General features: G+C 68.0%; 14 protein-coding genes. 7 read left to right on the top strand and 7 right to left on the bottom strand.

Translation table 11 applies throughout. The features are described from left to right. Positions 1–70 precede the first annotated feature (70 nt). Positions 71–940: a phenylalanine 4-monooxygenase gene (gene phhA, locus AC1DQJ_RS05405; RefSeq protein WP_477601012.1), complete on the top strand. Its 870-nt coding sequence runs from the start codon at positions 71–73 to the stop codon at positions 938–940. Here the strand turns inward: phhA and AC1DQJ_RS05410 are convergent. The 3 genes from AC1DQJ_RS05410 to AC1DQJ_RS05420 are packed head-to-tail and all read right to left on the bottom strand — an operon-like array spanning position 937 to position 7,265. After that, complete coding sequence (locus tag AC1DQJ_RS05410) at positions 937–1,311, bottom strand: hypothetical protein (RefSeq protein ID WP_477601014.1); 375 nt, start codon at positions 1,309–1,311, stop codon at positions 937–939. The genes phhA and AC1DQJ_RS05410 overlap by 4 nt on opposite strands. Next, on the bottom strand, positions 1,312–5,493 hold the full coding sequence (locus AC1DQJ_RS05415; RefSeq protein ID WP_477601016.1) for a translocation/assembly module TamB domain-containing protein: 4,182 nt from the start codon (positions 5,491–5,493) through the stop codon (positions 1,312–1,314). It lies immediately after the preceding gene. After that, a complete protein-coding gene (locus AC1DQJ_RS05420) occupies positions 5,490–7,265 on the bottom strand; it encodes an autotransporter assembly complex protein TamA (protein WP_477601018.1) in 1,776 nt (591 codons plus the stop codon). Before AC1DQJ_RS05420 ends, AC1DQJ_RS05415 begins: the two co-directional genes overlap by 4 nt. A 258-nt stretch (positions 7,266–7,523) precedes the next feature. On the opposite strand from AC1DQJ_RS05420, the gene AC1DQJ_RS05425 reads away from it, so the two are divergent. Genes AC1DQJ_RS05425 through AC1DQJ_RS05435 form a run of 3 tightly spaced genes read left to right on the top strand, consistent with a single transcriptional unit; the run spans position 7,524 to position 10,897 of the window. Beyond that, positions 7,524–8,975, top strand: coding sequence for a circularly permuted type 2 ATP-grasp protein (locus tag AC1DQJ_RS05425; RefSeq protein WP_477601116.1), 1,452 nt, complete (start codon positions 7,524–7,526; stop codon positions 8,973–8,975). Beyond that, positions 8,972–9,904 carry an alpha-E domain-containing protein gene (locus AC1DQJ_RS05430; protein WP_477601020.1) on the top strand — a complete coding sequence of 311 codons (933 nt, stop codon included), beginning with the start codon at positions 8,972–8,974 and terminating at the stop codon, positions 9,902–9,904. The genes AC1DQJ_RS05425 and AC1DQJ_RS05430 overlap by 4 nt, the downstream gene beginning before the upstream one ends. 15 nt (positions 9,905–9,919) lie before the next feature. Beyond that, on the top strand, positions 9,920–10,897 hold the full coding sequence (locus AC1DQJ_RS05435) for a transglutaminase family protein (protein ID WP_477601022.1): 978 nt from the start codon (positions 9,920–9,922) through the stop codon (positions 10,895–10,897). A 6-nt stretch (positions 10,898–10,903) separates the two neighbouring features. Here AC1DQJ_RS05435 and AC1DQJ_RS05440 read toward each other — a convergent pair whose 3' ends face one another. From AC1DQJ_RS05440 to cysT, 4 genes are all read right to left on the bottom strand, one after another. Further along, positions 10,904–11,323, bottom strand: a complete 420-nt coding sequence (locus AC1DQJ_RS05440; RefSeq protein WP_477601023.1) for a GNAT family N-acetyltransferase — start codon at positions 11,321–11,323, stop codon at positions 10,904–10,906. A gap of 123 nt (positions 11,324–11,446) precedes the next feature. After that, positions 11,447–12,475: a sulfate/molybdate ABC transporter ATP-binding protein gene (locus AC1DQJ_RS05445; protein ID WP_477601025.1), complete on the bottom strand. Its 1,029-nt coding sequence runs from the start codon at positions 12,473–12,475 to the stop codon at positions 11,447–11,449. A gap of 16 nt (positions 12,476–12,491) precedes the next feature. Beyond that, positions 12,492–13,334 carry a sulfate ABC transporter permease subunit CysW gene (gene cysW / locus AC1DQJ_RS05450; RefSeq protein ID WP_477601027.1) on the bottom strand — a complete coding sequence of 281 codons (843 nt, stop codon included), beginning with the start codon at positions 13,332–13,334 and terminating at the stop codon, positions 12,492–12,494. Further along, positions 13,331–14,197, bottom strand: coding sequence for a sulfate ABC transporter permease subunit CysT (gene cysT, locus AC1DQJ_RS05455; protein ID WP_477601029.1), 867 nt, complete (start codon positions 14,195–14,197; stop codon positions 13,331–13,333). Before cysT ends, cysW begins: the two co-directional genes overlap by 4 nt. A 230-nt stretch (positions 14,198–14,427) precedes the next feature. Here cysT and AC1DQJ_RS05460 point away from each other — a divergent pair, with 230 nt between their 5' ends. Genes AC1DQJ_RS05460 through AC1DQJ_RS05470 form a run of 3 tightly spaced genes read left to right on the top strand, consistent with a single transcriptional unit; the run spans position 14,428 to position 17,794 of the window. Then, positions 14,428–16,137, top strand: a complete 1,710-nt coding sequence (locus tag AC1DQJ_RS05460; RefSeq protein ID WP_477601031.1) for a hypothetical protein — start codon at positions 14,428–14,430, stop codon at positions 16,135–16,137. After that, positions 16,134–16,736 (top strand): hypothetical protein, encoded by a 603-nt coding sequence (locus AC1DQJ_RS05465; RefSeq protein ID WP_477601033.1) that lies wholly within the window; start codon positions 16,134–16,136, stop codon positions 16,734–16,736. Before AC1DQJ_RS05460 ends, AC1DQJ_RS05465 begins: the two co-directional genes overlap by 4 nt. Further along, entirely contained in the window at positions 16,736–17,794 is a 1,059-nt protein-coding gene (locus AC1DQJ_RS05470; RefSeq protein WP_477601035.1) for a glycosyltransferase family 2 protein, read from the top strand. The genes AC1DQJ_RS05465 and AC1DQJ_RS05470 overlap by 1 nt, the downstream gene beginning before the upstream one ends. Positions 17,795–17,798: the final 4 nt, after the last annotated feature.

Raw genomic sequence — 17,798 nt, forward strand, 5'->3', positions numbered from 1 at the left:
ATCCGCCAAACCGGCAAATGGCCGGTGAGTTCGAACGGAACTTCCGCCAATTCCCGCTCATTCTGTCGCCATGAGCGCAGATGGCTTTTCCGCTGGGCCGCCCCCGGGCGCGGCCGCCGATTGGACGATTGATCAGAACTGGGCGGCCTATACGCCGGCCGAGCATCAGGTGTGGATGACCCTCTACGAGCGTCAGTCCAAGCTGCTGCCCGGCCGCGCCTGCGACGCCTTCCTCAAAGGGCTGGACGCGCTGGATCTGCACCGCGGAGGCATCCCCGAGTTCGCGCGCATCAACGAGGAGCTCAAGAAACTCACCGGGTGGAGCGTGGTGGCGGTCCCGGGGCTGGTTCCCGACGACGTGTTCTTCGATCACCTGGCCAATCGCCGCTTCCCGGCCGGCCAGTTCATTCGCAAGCCCGAAGAGCTGGACTACCTGCAGGAGCCCGACGTCTTCCACGACGTCTTCGGGCACGTGCCGATGCTCACCGACCCGGTGTTCGCCGACTACATGCAGGCCTATGGCCAGGGCGGATTGAGGGCCCTGGGCCGGGGACAGTTGCACAACCTCGCACGCCTCTACTGGTACACGGTGGAGTTCGGGCTGATGGAGACGCCCGAGGGCCTGCGGATCTACGGGGCCGGCATCGTCTCCAGTCGGGCTGAGTCGATCTTCGCTCTGGATGACCCCTCTCCCAACCGTATCGGCTTCGACCTCGATCGGCTGATGCGCACGCCCTATCGGATCGACGACTTCCAGCAGGTCTATTTCGTCATCCCGTCGCTGGAGGCGCTGCGCGAGACCACCCTCGCCGACTTTGCGCCGATCTATGCGCGGATCGAGGGCGCCAAGGACATCCCGATCGAGGCGATCGTGCCGAGCGACAAGGTGTTCACGGTCGGCACTCAGGCCTACGCCAACGCCGGCGGCCGCGCGGCCTAGAGCCCTTCACGTTCCATCAGCGTGTGGATCCCCTGCCGGACCTTGGCCCGCTGCTCGGGGGTGAACACGCGATAGCGTTGGGCCTTGGGGCCGACGGCAGCGCTGACATCGGCGTCGGTGACGTAGATGAAGACACTCTGATAAGCACCTGTGACTGCCCGCTTTTGTGCGACATGAACGCCCTCGAGGCGGACCGCGCAGTTCTCCAGGCTGTCGATGTTGGGCGCGATCGGGCGGAAGTCCGGCTTGCCGTTCAGGCCCTCGACAATGATCCAGCAGACTCCCGGATTGGCCGGCGCGGTGAGCGGCTTCTCGCAGCCGGCCAGCGCCGTCAGGGCCAGCAGGCCAGGCAAGCACGCAAGCTTACGCATCTAGTAGTCCTTGCGCCAACGGACGGCGAGCTGGCCGTCCCCCTGGCTGGCGAGCTTGGAGATAATGGAGAGGTTGCGCCCGAAGCGCCACTCCACCTGAGCGGAGGGACCATCGCGGCCCCCGCCCGTCAGCTCCAGGTAGACGTCCTCTGTCAGGTACTTGCCGCCTGAAACTGTGACGCCGCTCTCGTCGCCCCCGGCCAGGGCCAGGCGGTCCAGCCCGGCGAAGGTGCGCAGATTGCCGATCACGTCGAACCCCCCGCCCCCGGCCATCGACGACAGCGCCGAGGCCAGCTGGGCGGCTTCCAGCGGCGAGAGCTGCGAGGCCGAGCGGCCGAACAGCACCTGCGACAGCACCTCGTCGTTGGGCAGCACCGGCACCGAGGTCAGGGTGATCTCAGGCTTGGCCGCCGTCCCGCGGATCCGCACCACCGCGGTGAGGGACGGATCCACACGGGACGCCAGCAGATCCAGGCGGATGTTCTGCGGCGAGGTGGCCAGCTGCACTGTGCCGCGCTCGTCAAACTCGAAGCGTTTGCCGGCGAAGTCGTACTCGCCCCGTACGATCCGGGCCGTGCCTGACAGTGTCGGCTTGGACGTGGTGCCGCCGACCTTGGCGTCCAGCGAGAGCTCGGCGTCCAGGCCGCGGCCGCGGAGATAGATCCGGCGCGGCGCCTTGAGGCTCACGTCGAGCGCAATGCCCGGGCCTCGGCGCGCCACCGGCTGCAGCGAGCGAGAGATGTCGGCGGGCTTGTTGATCTCGATGACATCCATGCTGACCACGCCGGTCCCGCCCGAGAACTTGGCGGCCGACACATCGGCGCGGTCGATGGTCAAGTCGCCCGCCAGTCGAACCTTGCCGTCGGCGGTGCGGTCGAGCGTCGCCTCGCCGGAGGCCGAGGCCGTGGCGAGTTCGTTGTCGATCAGGCGAAAATTCTTCAGGTCGAGCTTGAAGGTCGAGGCCCCGTCGCGCTGCAGGCTGAGCCGCCCCGAACCCGACAGCGAACCGCCGTGCCCGTCCGCGCCGGTCGCCTGGACGATGTTGACGGCGTTGTTGGCCAGGGTGGCGCGGAGCACGACATTAGTCAGTGCCAGCCCGGTCACGCTGTCGTTGAAGTGGCCGTCGTCGACTTCGGCCTGACCGACCGCGCGTGGGTCGGCCAAGGTGCCCGACAGCGTGCCCTGCATGCGGACATGCCCCGCCAGCTCGCGCTCGCCGCCCACCAGCAGATCCCACAACGGCCGAACTTCGCCGTCGGCGTAGAACGTCCCCTTCATTGGGCGCGTGCGGTTGATGGCGATGCGGAACGGGTCGGCGCTGGCCTCCGCCGGCAAGGTCAGGTTGGCGTTGGCGCGCAGGCCGTGTTCGTTGGTGACGGCGGCGTCGAGGACGATCTCGTCGCCCGCCAGCCGCGCCTTCAGCGTCCCGTCCATGCCCAGTTCGCGCGGAGAACCGCGGCTGCGTGCGTCGTCGAGCTTGGCGTCCAGCACGCCGTCCAGCCGCCCGCCGGCGCCGCTGAGCGTCAAGGTCGCGTCGGCTTTGCCGGTCAGATCCGGACTGACCAGACCAAGGCCCAGCTGCGCAACCTGAGCGCGGATATCCGTGCTGCTCTTGCCGAGCTTGGCGTCGACGTCGATCCGACCGCCGTCCGACGCAGCCAGGCGCAGATGCGCCGCCCGGTCATCCCCATTCAGCCGGAAGATTGCGGTCTCGGTGGTTTCAATCTTGCGACGGCCCAGCCGACCGCCGCCGTCGAAGGTCAGCTCCAGACCGGGCTTGTTCTGAGACAGCAGTCCGCGGCCCTCGACACTCCAGGTCCCATTCGTGGACGCGCCCTCGAGTTTGGCCTGATAGGCCAGTCGCGCCAGCGGCCCGTCGGCGGTGATGCGACCGGTCTTCACTGCGAACCTCGCGCCCGGCAGCACGGCGTTCGCCGCCGTCAGATCGAGCTTGGCGCGCGGCCCGCCCGCGGCGTCGATGATCCTGACCACCCCGTCCACCTGCCCGCCCTCGAGGAAGGCGCCCTGGGCCAGCCTGACGTGAAGGTCGGCGGCCGACGGCGTCGACCTGCGCAGCGAGACCGAGCCCGCCGCCGTGAGGCCGCCGGCGTTCACCGACAGGTCGCTGAGATCGACGCCGCCGCGCGGAAAACGGAAAGCGGCTTTGGCGGCCGCCAGACCGTATTCGCTGGCCCCGGTCAGGGCGAAGACGCCGCTGCTGCCGTCGGCGCGGCGCATGAAGCTGAGGGTCAGCTTGGCGTTCTTCAGCGGAATGCGCGGCAGGTCGATCGCCTCGATGTCGGCCATCAGGTCGGCACGTGGCGCACTCAGGGTTCCGGTGATCGCACCGCTCCCGCTGGCCTTGCCGGTGATTTCCACCGGGCCGGCGCGGAAGGGGCCGTTGGCCGACCAGTCCAGCTTGAAGCGCATGTCTCCGTCGTCGAGCACGCCGGCGGTGTTGGCCTTGATGGCGGCGCCGTCGAGGACGCCGCGCGAGATCGAAATCCGGCGTCCCGCGACCTCGGCCTTGGCCTGCAGGCGCGGCGATGCCCCCAGCAGCCGGTCGAGCTCGGCGAAGCCCGAGGCGAAGCGCGCGCCCGTGGCGTCGACGCTGAGAACCCAGGGCCGGCCTTTGCCGCCCTGGTCGGCCGACCACTCCGCCGAGACCGCGCCGGTGGCGCCGATGCGAGCGGCGGCGAGGTTGGAGAAGTCGGCTCGCCCCTTGAAGTTGAGCCCGCCCAGAAGGCTGCGCCCGCCGCTGGCCCTGACCTTCAGGCCTGCTCCCGCCGCGTCGATGTCGCGCAGCATCAGCCGGCCGTCGGCCAGGCGCGCGACGTCGAAATTGGCGCGCGGATTGGCCCCGAGCAGCGCGGCGGCCAGGCCCGAACCTCGCCCGCCCGCTCCATCCGCCTTGCCGTTGATCGCCAGTACCTTGTCCTTGCGGGTCAGCACGAACGGCCCTGACACTCGGTCGAGGCCGTAGCTGCCGAGCTTCAGCCGCGCGACGTCCGCCGTGCCGGCGAAGCGCAGATCATCGAGCGTGCCGGTCAGCACCCCGTCGGCCCGGCCAAGCCCCATCGACGGACCGCCGGTCACCTTCGAAAGCTCCTTGGCGGCGAGTTGCAGGGCCACGCCCTGCGGACCGGTGCGGCGCTCGCCGAGATTGGCCTTGCCCTTGGCGATCACGGTGAGTTTGGCCGATGCCAGGTGCGCGTCGACATCGAACAGGTTGTCGGCGGCCTTGCGCCCGGTGATGTCGAAGCCGACGTCCGGCCCCAATCGCTCGACCAGACCCTTGGTATGGGTCGAAGCGGTAAGCAGCAGCTTGCCCTTCGCCGAACCGCCCTGCGCGTTCCACGAACCGGCCGCATCCACCGGCGTCAGATCGCCGACCCGCGTCACCGCCTTGAAGCGGCCCTGGCCCTTGTCGCCATTGGCGCTGACCTTCAGGTCGAATGGCTGATCGACCGGCAGGCCAAGGCTGCCGGCCAGCGCCCCGCCCTTGGCTTCGACGGCGTCCGCGTAGAGCAGCAGCGGGCGCCCGCCGCCGAAGTCGAAATGCAGATTGAGGTGATCGCCGGCGTGCAGGGCGCTGGCGGCGGTGATCACGCCTTTCTGCCCGCCGTTTCGCCGTTGCACGTCGAGTTGGGCGGTCACGTCGTAGACCCCGCGCCGGAAACTGAACTCCGGCGTCATCTCGACCCGCGCCTTGAGCTGATCGATGTCGATGCTGATGGGCAGCCCGGCGGACACGGTCTTGGGAGTCAGGGTTGGACGCCGGAGCAGCGTCACCTGCTCGGCAACGATGGTGTCGGCCTGGAATCTCCGCTGGAAGAGCGCCGCGTAACTCCATGTCATCTTTATGTTTTTCGCCTCGACCCAGATCCCCTTTTCGTCGGAGACGGTGAGGCGACGAATGCTGAAGTCGCGCCAGATGTCGCCGCCGAGCCCTTCGATCTTGAGCCGCCCGAAGCGGCCGACCTTCAGGCCGTTGGCCCGGGCCTCGACCAGCAGCCGGCCTTGCGGAAACAGGACGCCGTAGCGCGCGGTCAGCACCGCGCCGCCCAGGACGATGGCCAGCAGCGCGCAGACGATCAGGATGATCTTCGGCAGGACCGAACGCTTCGCGACCTTGGCGACCTCCTTGGCCGCCTCTTCGCCCAGGGTCGGTGTCTCGCTCAAAAGCTCTGCCCGATGCTTAGATAGATCTGGAACGATGGGTCGCCTTCGCGCTGGTCCAGGGGAATGGCGATGTCGGCGCGGATCGGGCCGAAGCCGAGGTCGTAGCGCACGCCCACCCCGCCGCCGACGCTGACGTCATCGCCGGTAGGAAACTTGTCAGTGCCGACCGCCCCGGCGTCGACAAAGCCGACTACCCCCCAGCGCTGACCGACCTTCTGGCGGATCTCGAAGGACGTCTCCAACAGCGAAATCCCGCCTTGCGGGGTGTTGTCCGAAAGCCGCGGCCCGATGGCCTGGAACGCGTAGCCGCGCACCGAACCGCCCCCACCGGCGTAGAAGCGCCGCGAGGCCGGCACCGTCGGAATGCTACCGCCCAACATGGTCCCGGCCCTGACGCGGCCAGCCAGGACGGTGCGCGCCTTCTCGCCGAACGGCACGTAGGCGGTCGCCTGGGTCTGGGCCTTCAAGTACGGCAGGCTCCCATCGCCGAACAGGTAAGTCGGCTCGGCGCGGATATCGAGGCGCCAACCGCGCTTGGGATCGAGCGGATCGTCGGAGCGATCGAGCACGCCGATGGCCAGCCCCGCGACGGTGATGATGTCGGGCCCCAGAGGCTGAGGCTCGAGCATCTGCTGCTCTTCGGTATGGCTGTAGTCCAGCGAACTGCCGACGGTGATGTAGGAGTTCTTGCCGAACCGCCGCTGGACGTCGAGCCTCACGCCGACACCAGTTTCGTCGAAGGCGTCGGTGCGGTTGAAGTAGTAGCCGCCGCCCGTCTTCAGCGTCTGCTGAGGCCGCCGCCAGTGCGGCAGCGTCAGTTCACCGGTCACGCGGCTGTCGATGTTCGATGCCCGCGCCAGGAACTGCACCGTGTCGGCGCGGCCGAGGATATTGAAGCGGGTCCAGCGCGCGTCGGCCCCGAAGCCCTCGCTCGTTGAATAGCTGGCCCCGAGCTCAAGGGTCCGCGGCTTGCGGTCCGACAGGCTGACCAGGATCGGCCGCAGGCCCTCGGCGGTGGTCTGGTCCTTCGGCGCCAGGGCGACGGTGACCGATTCATAGACGCTCGTGTCCAGCAGCCGTCGCTCCAGTTCGGCGACGTCCTCGGGGTCGTAGACGTCGCCAGGCCTCCACGGGGCCAGGCTTTCAAGCCAGGCTCGGCGGCTGCGGCCCTCAGTGACGATCCTCATGGCGTCCAGCCGCACCAGCGTGCCGGCCAGGATCTTGTAGGTGGGACGCACCGTCTTGTCGGCGTGATCGACGATCACCTCGCGCGGCTGGGCCGCGGCGTCCGCATAGCCCCGCTTCTGGACCGCCGCGACGATGCGGCCTTCGGCCCGGATCACGTCGATCGATCGGCCAGGCGCCCCGATGGCCAGGCCCATGACGACCTCGCCCGATTGCTGGACCGTCGGCGACGGGGCCGGCTCGAGCCACTGGATCTGGGGATCGGCCAGGGTGAACACCGGGCCGGGCGTGATCCGCACGATAGCGGTAGGCGGATCGCCCTCGCCGACGTCCGGCTCCACGTCATAAGCGTAGTAGCCCTCGGCGCGCAGGACGGAGATCGCGTTCTCGCCGGCGTCGATCGCTCGGCGGCGCGCCTCGAAGCGGTTGGCGATCGGCTTGTCGGTTTCGCCGACGGCGCGAACGATCGCTTCGCGCAGCCTCGAATCCAGGTCGCCCTCGATGGTCGCCCGCGGAGTCTCCGCGCGCACAGCGCCAGACGTACAAATGGCCGCCGAGGCGGCGACCGCGACGACCAATCGTCCCACGCCAATCCTTCCACTCGCGCCCCTACCTTTGGTGTAGCCCGCGTCGCGGCGGCCTGTCACCCACCGCCGGACGGCGAAGGCGCCTGCGCCGTGTACAGGCGGGCGCCCAATCCCTGGGCGCCCGTGCATGCAACCGCTCCGCGCGGCGAAATCACCCTTCATTCGCCGGCCGTTTTCCTAAGCTCGCAATCACCGAAGGCACGAGAGGGCTAGCTGGTGGAGTACGGCGTGGCGACGGCGCAGGAACCCGAAGAGCTGATGGGGCCGGCTGTCAGCGTTTCCGGTCCTTATGACGAGATGCTGACCGCCCTCGGCGAGGTGCGCGGTCACTACGAGGGACTGCACCAGCGGATCGCCACCCTGTCTCCGGCCGAGATGTCCGAGCGGCAACGGACCCTGGAACGCTACTTCCTGCTGCAGGGCATCACCTTCACGGTCTATGGCGGCGAGAGCTCGACCGAGCGGATCATCCCGACCGACCTGCTGCCGCGGATCATTCCGGCGGCCGAGTGGGAGCGCATCGAGGCCGGGCTGACGCAGCGGCTGCGCGCCCTGAACATGTTCCTGGCCGACATCTACAGCGCCCAGCAGATCCTGATGGACGGCATCGTGCCGCGCGAACTGGTGCTCGGCGCGCCGTCCTACCAGCGCGAGATGCTGAACCTCTACGTGCCGCACCAGGCCTACGCCAACGTCTGCGGTTCCGACCTGATCCGCCAGCCGAACGGCGAGTTCGCGGTGCTGGAGGACAATCTGCGGGTGCCGTCGGGCGTCTCGTACATGCTGGCCAACCGCGAAGCCTCGCGCCGGACCTTCCCGGGATCGTTCCGGGCGGCGGGGGTGCGGGCCATCGACCGCTATCCCGACCTGCTGCTGGCGACCTTGAAGAGCATGGCGGCCGAGTGGCGGCCCAACCCGCAGATCGTGGTCCTGACGCCGGGAGTCTACAACTCGGCCTACTACGAACACGCCTATCTCGCCCGCCTGATGGGATGCCCCCTGGTCGAGGGCCGCGACCTCGTGGTGCACAACAACATGGTCTACATGCGGACCACCACCGGTCTGCGACGGATCGATGTGATCTACCGCCGGGTGGACGACGACTTCATCGACCCCCTCACCTTCCGCCGGGACTCGGGGCTGGGCTCGGCCGGCCTGTTCAACGCCTATCGGGCCGGCAACGTCGTGATCTGCAATGCGCCGGGCACCGGCGTGGCGGACGACAAGGCGGTCTACGCCTATGTGCCGGCGATCATCCGCTACTATCTGGGCGAAGACGCCATCCTGCCGAACATCGAGACCTATCTCTGCCGCGAGCCGAGCCAGCTCAATCACGTGCTGGCCAACCTCGACAAGCTGGTGGTCAAGGCGGTAGGCGCCTCGGGCGGCTACGGCATGCTGGTCGGCCCGCACGCCAGCCGCCAGGAGCGCGAGGCCTTCGCCCAGGCTCTGAAAGCGGACCCGGCCAACTACATCGCCCAGCCGACCATCCAGCTCTCGACTGCGCCCTGCCTGGTGGACGGGCAGATGGAGCCGCGGCACGTCGACCTGCGTCCGTTCATCCTCTCCGGCGACAAGATCGTGGTGACGCCCGGCGCCCTCACGCGGGTCGCGCTGAAAAAGGGCTCGCTGGTGGTCAATTCCAGCCAGGGCGGCGGATCCAAGGACACCTGGGTGCTGGAAGCCGACGCACAGGAGGTCCAGCCATGATGCTCGCCCGGGTCGCCGACAGCCTCTACTGGATCGGCCGCTACGTCGAACGCGCCGAGCACATGTGCCGCCTGTCGGACGTGATGCTGAACGCCACGCTCGACCGCAACGAGGCGGCCGGCCAGGTCACCCGCATCGTGCTCGCGGCGGTGGGCGGCAGCGAGGCCGAGCGCGCCGCCAATCCCTACGACCTGGCTCATCTGCTGGCCCTGAATCGCGAAGACGGCGCTTCCATCGCCACCTCCTTGGCCAACGCGCGGGAGAACGCCCGCCAGGTCCGCGACCAGATCACCACCGAGACCTGGGAGCGGCTCAATCTCATCCACCTGCGCATGACCGGAAGCGACGCGCCCAAGGCGTTCGCCGACGGAGCCTCGTCCTTCCTGCACGACATCATCGCCGACCTGCACCTGTTCAAGGGCGCGGCCGACGCCACCATGAGCCACGGGGAAGGCTGGCGGTTCCTGTTGCTCGGCGTCTACCTGGAGCGCGCCCAGCTGATCGGCCGCCTGCTGGAGGTCTGCTTCGGTTCCGGGCGACCGGTCGACGACCACATGGCGCTGATGGGAGTCCTTCGCATGAGCTGCGCGCTGGAGCCCTATCTGCGGCGCTTCACCGCCGACATCCAGCCGCGCAAGGTTCTGGAGTTCCTGCTGCTGGACGAGGAGTTCCCGCGCTCGATGCGGTTCTGCACGGCGCGGATCGAGGAGTACCTGTCCACCGCCGCGCGCCACGCCGGGACCGCCGGCCACGCGGCGCCCGAGCGCCTGGCCGGGCGTCTGCGCGCGCGACTGCAGTACGCCGACATGGATGAAATGGCCGCGGCCGGCGGGTTCATCTCCACCGTGTTGGAGGAGTGCGCCGCGCTGCACCAGTCGATCTACGACACCTTCGTCGCCTACTCGCTCGAGATGCGGCTGCCGGCGTGAGAAAGGCCTGACCCCGTGCTGCTCGAAGTCCGCCACGTCACCCACTACCACTACGCCGAGCCAGTGCGCGAAAGCGTCATGGAGGTGTGGATGCAGCCGCAGAAAGGCGCCCGCCAACGGCTGGTCTCGTTCGATCTCGACATCGATCCGGCCGCGCAGCTGTTCTCCTACGCCGACCCGTTCGGAAACGCCGTCTATCACTTCGACGTACCGCAGCCGCACGACTACCTGCGGATCGTGGCCAGCTCGGCGGTCGAGACCCAGACGCCCCCGCCCCTGCCCGAGGCCCTCGACCAGGGCGAATGGGACCGGCTGCGCAGCGACTTCGTTCGCGGCGAAAACTTCGACTTCCTGGCCCATGGCGGCTTCGCGGTGGAGACGCCCGCCCTCAAGGCGTTCGTCGCGCAGCACGGCCTGGACGAACTGCGCCGACGCGATCCGCTCAGCGCGGTGCGCAGCCTGTCGGAGACCATCTACGCCGCGTTCGGCTACGAGGCCGGGGTGACCCGCGCCGACAGCCCGATCGACCTGGCGCTGGAGGCCGGCCGCGGGGTCTGCCAGGACTTCGCCCACATCATGATCGCTATCTGCCGCGCCTGGGGCGTGCCGGCGCGCTACGTCTCGGGCTACCTGTTCACCGATCGCGAGGCGGGCGACCGCTCCGATCCCGACGCCACCCACGCCTGGGTCGAGGTGTTCCTGCCCTCGCTGCGCTGGGTCGGCTTCGACCCGACCAACAACGTGCTGACCGGCGAACGCCACATCGCCGCTGCAGTCGGCCGCGACTACGACGATGTCCCGCCCTCACGCGGGGTCTACAAGGGCGAGGCGGAAAGCCAGCTGGCGGTTGGAGTTTCGGTGCGACGGGCGCGGGCCGCCCTGACCGAGCCTGAGTTCATCCGCATGGCCCAGCCGACCTTCGCCCGCAACGGCCGCCGCCGGCCGCTGGGCGCCGTATCTTACGACCAGCAGCAGCAGCAACAGCAGCAGTAGGCGTCCTCAGGCCAGCGGGAAGGTCACCATGACCACCCCGGAGGTCTCCTCACCGCCGGCCGAGGCGTAGGTCGCACGGGCCGCGGCGTTGTCCTCGTCGGTGAGCACCCAGGCTTCCGAACAACCGAGGTCGCGGCCTTTCTCCAGCAAGAGTTCCAGCAAACGGCGGGCGGCGCCGCGGCGCTGGTGGGACGGCGCGACCCCGACCTCGTTGATGAAGAGCTGGGGCCGCTTGTCGGGATGCACGTAGCAGACGGCCGAAGCGAAACCGTCGACCTCTCCGGCGTCGATGGCCACGGCCAGATAGTGCCGCCGATCGGCAAGGAACTCCGCCCACCAGCGGGGATCCACCGGTTCGTCGAACACCTCGTCGGCGACGCGGTCCAGAACCGCCAGATCGCCGTCACCGAGGACCTGGAAGTCCATGGAAGCCTCCTCCAGAGCGTGAGAGCCGCTAGTGGAAGCCGGTTGCGGCGACCGTCACGCTCCAATCTTCTGAAGGTAGACCCTTCCTGGCCGGTTCAGGTTCCACCTGAACCGGAAAGGGGTCTAGGCCGCGAAGACGTAGGCCCGGCCGACGTTCAGCCTGAGCTTGGCGCCCGGACGCAGCCCCTCGGCCGCCTGGCGTGAGAACGCCGCGTCGATCCGTTGGCCGTCCGCGGTGACAGCGTCGACAAGCACCACCGGCCCCTGCGGCGCGACATGGTTGGCGGTGACCTGCAGGCCGCCGCTTTCAGCCAGGAGCAGCTCATGCGGGCGGACGAAGGCAGTGGCCTTGCCGTCGGCGACGCCGGCCGCCGGCAGCTCGATCTCGCCCTTCCGGAAGCGCCCGCCCTTCACTTCGCCCTCGAAGCGGTTGGCCTCGCCGACGAAGCCGGCCACGAAGGCGCCGGTCGGATTGTCGTGCACCTCCTGCGGCGCGCCGACCTGCTCGATGGCGCCTTGGTTGAGGATGGCCACGCGGTCGGCCAGCTCCAGCGCCTCTTCCTGGTCGTGGGTCACGAAGATGGTGGTGACGCCGGTGGCGTCGTGGATCCGCCGCAGCTCCTTGCGCAGCGACTTGCGCACGGTGGCGTCGAGCGCCCCGAATGGTTCGTCGAGCAGCAGCACGCTGGGATTCACCGCCAGGGCGCGGGCCAGGGCCACGCGCTGGCGCTGGCCGCCGGACAGTTGGGCCGGATATCGCTTGCCGAGCTCGCCCAGCTCCACAAGCTTGAGCAGCTCGTCGACGCGGGCGGCGATCTCACTCTTCGGCGGCTTGGCCTGGCCCTTCCTCACGTCGAGCCCGAAGGCGACATTCTTGGCCACCGTCATGTGGCGGAACAGGGCGTACTGCTGGAACACGAAGCCAACCCGGCGCGCGGCTGCGCCGGTAAAGGTCATGTCCTGGTCGCCGTAGAGCACCTGGCCCCTATCAGGGAACTCCAGGCCCGCGATCACCCGCAGCAGCGTGGTCTTGCCCGAGCCGGACGGGCCCAGCAGCGCCAGCAGCTCGCCGTCGGCGATCTCCAGGCTGACGCCGTTGAGCGCCGGATAGCGGCCGAAGGTCTTCTCCACCGAACGGATGGAAATGGTCATCTGGGTCGTCTCTTAATCAGTGGCGGCCCGGCCGCGACTGCGGCTGGATCATTTCAAGAAGCGTCTTCATCACCAGGGTGAGGACAGCAAGGAAGCACAGGAGCGCCGCGACAGCGAAAGCTCCAACGAAATCATACTCGTTGTAGAGGATTTCGACATGCAGCGGCATGGTGTTGGTCAGGCCCCGGATGTGACCAGAGACCACCGACACCGCGCCGAATTCGCCCATCGCCCGGGCGTTGCAGAGCAGCACCCCGTAGAGCAGGCCCCAGCGAATATTGGGCGCGGTGACGCTCCAAAAGGTGCGGAGGCCCGACGCGCCCATCGAGACGGCCGCCTCTTCCTCGTCGACGCCCTGCTCCTGCATCAGCGGGATCAGTTCCCGGGCGACGAACGGGAAGGTCACGAAGATGGTGGCCAGGACGATGCCGGGCACCGCAAAGATGATCTTGATGTCGTGGTCGATCAGCCAGGGCCCAAACCAGCCCTGGGCCCCGAACACCAGCACATAGATCAGGCCCGCCACCACGGGCGAGACCGAGAACGGCAGGTCGATCAGGGTGATCAGGAACGACTTGCCGGGGAACTCATACTTGGCGACGGCCCAGGAGGCGCAGACCCCGAAGAACACGTTGAACGGCACGGTGATCGCCGCGGTGATCAGGGTCAGCTTGATGGCCGCGCGGGCGTCCTCGTTGCCGATCGCCTCCAGGGCGGCAGGCAGTCCCTTGCGCAGGGCCTCGAAGAACACCGTGACCAGCGGCAGGATCAGCACGCTGGCCAAGAACACGAACACTGCCGCCAGGATCAGGCCCTTGGCCCATAGCGGATCTTCGGTCGGATGACGCAGGCGGCTCATGCGGAAACCTTCCGGGCCCACGCCTGGATGGCGTTGATGACGAAGAGCATCAGGAACGACACCGCCAGCATCACCACCGCGATGGTGGCGGCCCCGGCGTAGTCGTACTGCTCGAGCTCGATGATGATCAGCAGAGGCGCGATCTCGGACTTGTAGGGCATGTTGCCGGCGATGAAGATCACCGAGCCGTACTCGCCGACCGCGCGGGCGAAGGCCAGCGCCACCCCGGTCAGCCAGGCCGGGCCCAGGGCGGGCAGGATGACCCTCACGATGGTGTCCAGCCGGCTGGCGCCGAGGCTGGCGGCGGCCTCCTCGACGTCGGCGGCCAGGTCGCGCATCACCGGCTCAAGGGTGCGCACCACGAACGGCAACCCGATGAAGGTCAGCGCCACCACCACGCCGAGCGGCGTGTAGGCGATCTTGATCCCGGCCGGCTCGAATATCGATCCGATCCAGCCGTTGGGCGCATAGAGCGTCGCCAGCGCGATACCGGCCACGGCGGTCGGCAAGGCGAACGGCAGGTCGATGATGCCGTTGATCAGACTCTTGAAGGGAAACTGATAGCGGACCAGCGCCCAGGCGGTGAGAACGCCGAACACCCCGTTGATTGCAGCAGCGATCAGCGCCGCCCCGAACGACAGCCGATAGGCGGTCAGCGCCCGCTCGTTGAAGGCCGACTGCCAGAATTCGGAGGGTGACTGCTGCGAAGCTTTCAGGGCCACGGCGGTCAGCGGGATCAGCACGATCAGCGACAGGATCGCCAGCGTGACGCCCATGGTCAGCGAGAATCCGGGAATCGCCGATCGCCGCCTGATCAGCGGACGCCGCGACGCGACTCTGTCGATCGGTGCAGTCGCAGTCATCCTTACGGCCCCGGTTCAAACGCATAAACGCCGAGGCGCGCGGATCGCTGCGTCTCGGCTTGCCGCTTCGCTAATTCCCATCGCCCCCATGGACAATATAGTTTTTCTGGGGGTGACGGCGGAAAGGCTAACCCGCGACGGCACGACCACCGCTAGGATACGTGGAAATTAGGAGCGGCCACGACTATGGATTGCTTCAAAGAACGTTGGGATGAGGAGAACACTGGGGCGTGAGGGCTGACGGACCAATTCTACGGTTGCTCCGATGGGGCGCGGCGAGCGCGGTGCTCGGCGTCGGGATCGGAGTCCTGCTGTTCTATGTGAACCGCCTGTTCGCGGAACTTCCGCTCTATCCGGGCGACGAAGGCGCCTACCTGATCCGGGCGCTGTATGCGCGCCAATTAGCCTTCGATCCCGGCAGCTATCCTGCCGTTCAACCGGTGGCCAATACGCTGTACTTCGCCCTCATCCGGCTGGTCGACGTGCTGTCGCTGAACGTCATTCCCTGGATGCGGCTGATCGGCGCGCTATCGTATTTCGGCGGCCTGCTGTTGCTCTCCTCCATCGCCGTCCGGGAGTGCGGACGCAAGGCCGCCTTGGGCTTCCTGCTGATCGCCGCAGCCTTCCCCTACTATCGCTTCGCCTTTGCCGCGATGCCGGACGGCGTCTATGTCGGCCTGCTCTGCCTGATCGTTTTCGTCCTCTATTGGACCTATCTGTCGCGACCGCTGCTGAACGCGGCGCTGATCGGAGGCCTGGCTGCGGCCCTGGTGTTGGTCAAGCCGCACGGCGTGGTGGTCGCCCCCGCCTTCCTGGCGCTCTGCCTCGCCGAGACGATGATCCGTCGCCGCTCGCTCCTGTCGCTTCTCGGAAGGCTCGGGCTCTTTGCGATCGCCTTCCTTGCAGTAGGCGCGAGCATCGAGTTGCTCGACGGCCGGACGATCGAGCGCGCGATGACCTTCTTCCTGGGCTCCGCCTACGCCGAACACCTTGGGCATGATCCGGGTTTGCACGCCCTTGGCATCGCCAGCCTGTCCGCCGCCAGCATGCTGTCGCTCACCGCAATCTTCCTGTCCGTCCCGCTGGCTGCGGCCGCCATGGCCGTGCTCCGCAACCGAAGCGAAGCAAGGTCGGACGTGAAGCCGGGAGACCTGGCCCTGTGGTTCGTCGTCCTGTGCTTGGCCGGGACCCTGGCCATGGTCACGATATTCTCGTTCAAGATGTCGGGCATCGAGAGCGAGACCCGGCGGCTCTGGGGACGCTATTTCGAGTTCTACACGCCGATGATCTGGCTCCTGGCCGCACGGCCGCTGACGGCTTGGGACATTTCATCCACCGCCAAGACCCGGACGCTGGTCGCCGTCGGCCTGCTGATCGGCCTGGGGGGGTTGTTTGGCGTCTTCGCACTCGGGGTGCGCCTCTTTCCCTGGGACGGAACAGCGATCACTGCCTTTTCCCATCCCGACACCGTGCCATTCCCGTTCGGCCATGTCGGAGGCGGCCGCCTGATCGCCAGCCTCGCGACGCTCGCCTTGGCCATCGCCACACTGGCGGGGGCGCCGCTCCGTGCGGTCTGGCCGGCCTATTTCGTGGCCCTCGGCCTGCTGTCGACGCGGGCAGACGACGCCTGGGTGGGCGAGATCGCCAGGCGCGCGCAGGCGATCGAGCACGAACTTCACGTCGCCGCAGCCCTCACTGTCGAGCAGGGCGGACGGACAGTGGTGATCGTCCGCGACGGCAATGACGGCCATGTGGCCTATCTCCGGCTCAAGGGACAGGCCGCCATCCGCATGACGCCTCCCGGGCCGGTCAACGATCGCCCGCTCTCGGGCTTCGACAGCGCCATCGTGTTCGGCGACCGCACGCCGGGCAAGGCTTGGCGCAAGGTCTACGGTGGGCGGGAAGTGGCGGCCTATGTCAGAGAGGCGCCCACGGAATGAACCGGTTCACCAACGCCGCCGTGCTGGCGTGCCTGGCGCTCGCCGCCTGCGACAAGCCCAATGGTCCCGAACCGGCTCGCGCTTGGGACAAGCTCGTCGCCTGGGATGAGGCTGAAGACAGATTCCAGCTCGGCGCCCGCCCCGCGGGACTGGTCAAGCTCTGGGATTTCGAGCGCGGCGCGACCGGCTTCGAGGCGGCAAATGCGCGCCTGACCAGCCTCCCCGGCCAGGGCCTGGGCGTCGTCGCCACCGCCCCTGATCCGTTCCTGCGGACCCCAGCGGCGCTCAGCCTCTCGGGGGCCAGCGCGCGGCTTCTTGTCGTCCGGCTCACTCGCCTCCGGGCGACCAAGGCCTGGGACGGCGCGCTCTACTACTCGACCGATCTGCACGGGGAATCGCCCAAGTTCATGACCTATCCGCTGAACGGCCCGCCGATCGCGGGCAGCCCCACGACCCTCGTCTATGACCTCTCCGACCTGCGCGCCGGCGGGCGTGACTGGAGCCGGTCGACCGTTGAGCAGATCCGCCTGGACCTGGACACCGGGTCCGGGGGCGAGGTCGTAGTCCATCAGATCGCGCTGCTCCGGGAGCCCGACTGATGGACTCCCCCCGCTCGCCGGCGCCAACCGAGGAACGTCAGCTGTGGGCGGGCGCCATCGCGCCGCTGGAATCGGCTCTGCGTGACGCGCGGGTCTGGCTCGTCATCCCCTGCTACAAGGTGCGCGGCCAGATCATGCAGGTGATCGCGCGCGCGCCGACTTGGATTGAAGGCATTGTCTGCGTGGACGACGCCTGCCCCCAGGGCACCGCTGACTTCCTTGCGGCCCAGGCGCTAGACCCGCGGGTCGTCATTGTGCGCCTGCCCGAAAACCGGGGCGTGGGCGGCGCGGTCATCGCCGGCTACGCCGAGGCCGAGGCGCGCGGCGGCCGGATCCTCGTCAAGGTCGATGGCGACGATCAGATGGACCTGAGCCAACTGCCCCAGCTGGTGGCCCCCATCCTGCTGGGCGAGGCGGACTACACCAAGGGCAACCGGTTCACGTCGATCAGCCACCTGAGCGCCATGCCGGGCCTGCGAGTGTTCGGCAACACCGCGCTCTCGTTCGCCGCCAAGATCTCCACAGGCTATTGGAACGTCTTCGATCCGACCAACGGCTTCACCGCCATTGAGGCGAGCGTCGCCAAGCTGGTCACTCAAAAGCGGATCTCTCGCAGGTATTTCTTCGAGACCGACCTGCTCTATCACCTCGGCACTTTGCGTGCGGTGGTGCGCGACGTGCCGATTCCGGCCCGCTATGGCGACGAGGTCTCCAACCTGCGGATCAGCGCCATCGTCGGCCCCTTCGCGCTCAGGCACTTGCAGAATTTCGTGCGACGGATCCTGGGCGAGTATTTCGTCCGGGATTTCCACGTGGCGACGCTGGAATTGGTGTTCGGCGCGGCCTCCCTGGCCTTCGGTTCGGCCTATGCCCTGCATTGGCTGGCTGTGCGCGACCCCGGCCAGACGGCGTCCGCCGGGGTGGTCATGGCCGCCGCCCTGCCGGTGATCATCGGCGTTCAGCTGTTGCTACAAGCCATGAACTTCGACGTCTTGAACATCCCGACTCGGCCCATCCATCCCTATCTGCGCACGCTTGAGCGCATCGCCAGCGAGTAGAGGC

Source organism: Phenylobacterium sp. P4_E10, assembly GCF_056401675.1.

Coding starts and splice junctions, on each gene's coding strand:
- AC1DQJ_RS05445 (WP_477601025.1), bottom strand. CDS start 12,475: ATGACCATTTCCATCCGTTCGGTGGAGAAGACCTTCGGCCGCTATCCG.
- AC1DQJ_RS05440 (WP_477601023.1), bottom strand. CDS start 11,323: ATGGACTTCCAGGTCCTCGGTGACGGCGATCTGGCGGTTCTGGACCGC.
- phhA (WP_477601012.1), top strand. CDS start 71: ATGAGCGCAGATGGCTTTTCCGCTGGGCCGCCCCCGGGCGCGGCCGCC.
- AC1DQJ_RS05430 (WP_477601020.1), top strand. CDS start 8,972: ATGATGCTCGCCCGGGTCGCCGACAGCCTCTACTGGATCGGCCGCTAC.
- AC1DQJ_RS05410 (WP_477601014.1), bottom strand. CDS start 1,311: ATGCGTAAGCTTGCGTGCTTGCCTGGCCTGCTGGCCCTGACGGCGCTG.
- AC1DQJ_RS05425 (WP_477601116.1), top strand. CDS start 7,524: ATGGGGCCGGCTGTCAGCGTTTCCGGTCCTTATGACGAGATGCTGACC.
- AC1DQJ_RS05470 (WP_477601035.1), top strand. CDS start 16,736: ATGGACTCCCCCCGCTCGCCGGCGCCAACCGAGGAACGTCAGCTGTGG.
- cysT (WP_477601029.1), bottom strand. CDS start 14,197: ATGACTGCGACTGCACCGATCGACAGAGTCGCGTCGCGGCGTCCGCTG.
- cysW (WP_477601027.1), bottom strand. CDS start 13,334: ATGAGCCGCCTGCGTCATCCGACCGAAGATCCGCTATGGGCCAAGGGC.
- AC1DQJ_RS05465 (WP_477601033.1), top strand. CDS start 16,134: ATGAACCGGTTCACCAACGCCGCCGTGCTGGCGTGCCTGGCGCTCGCC.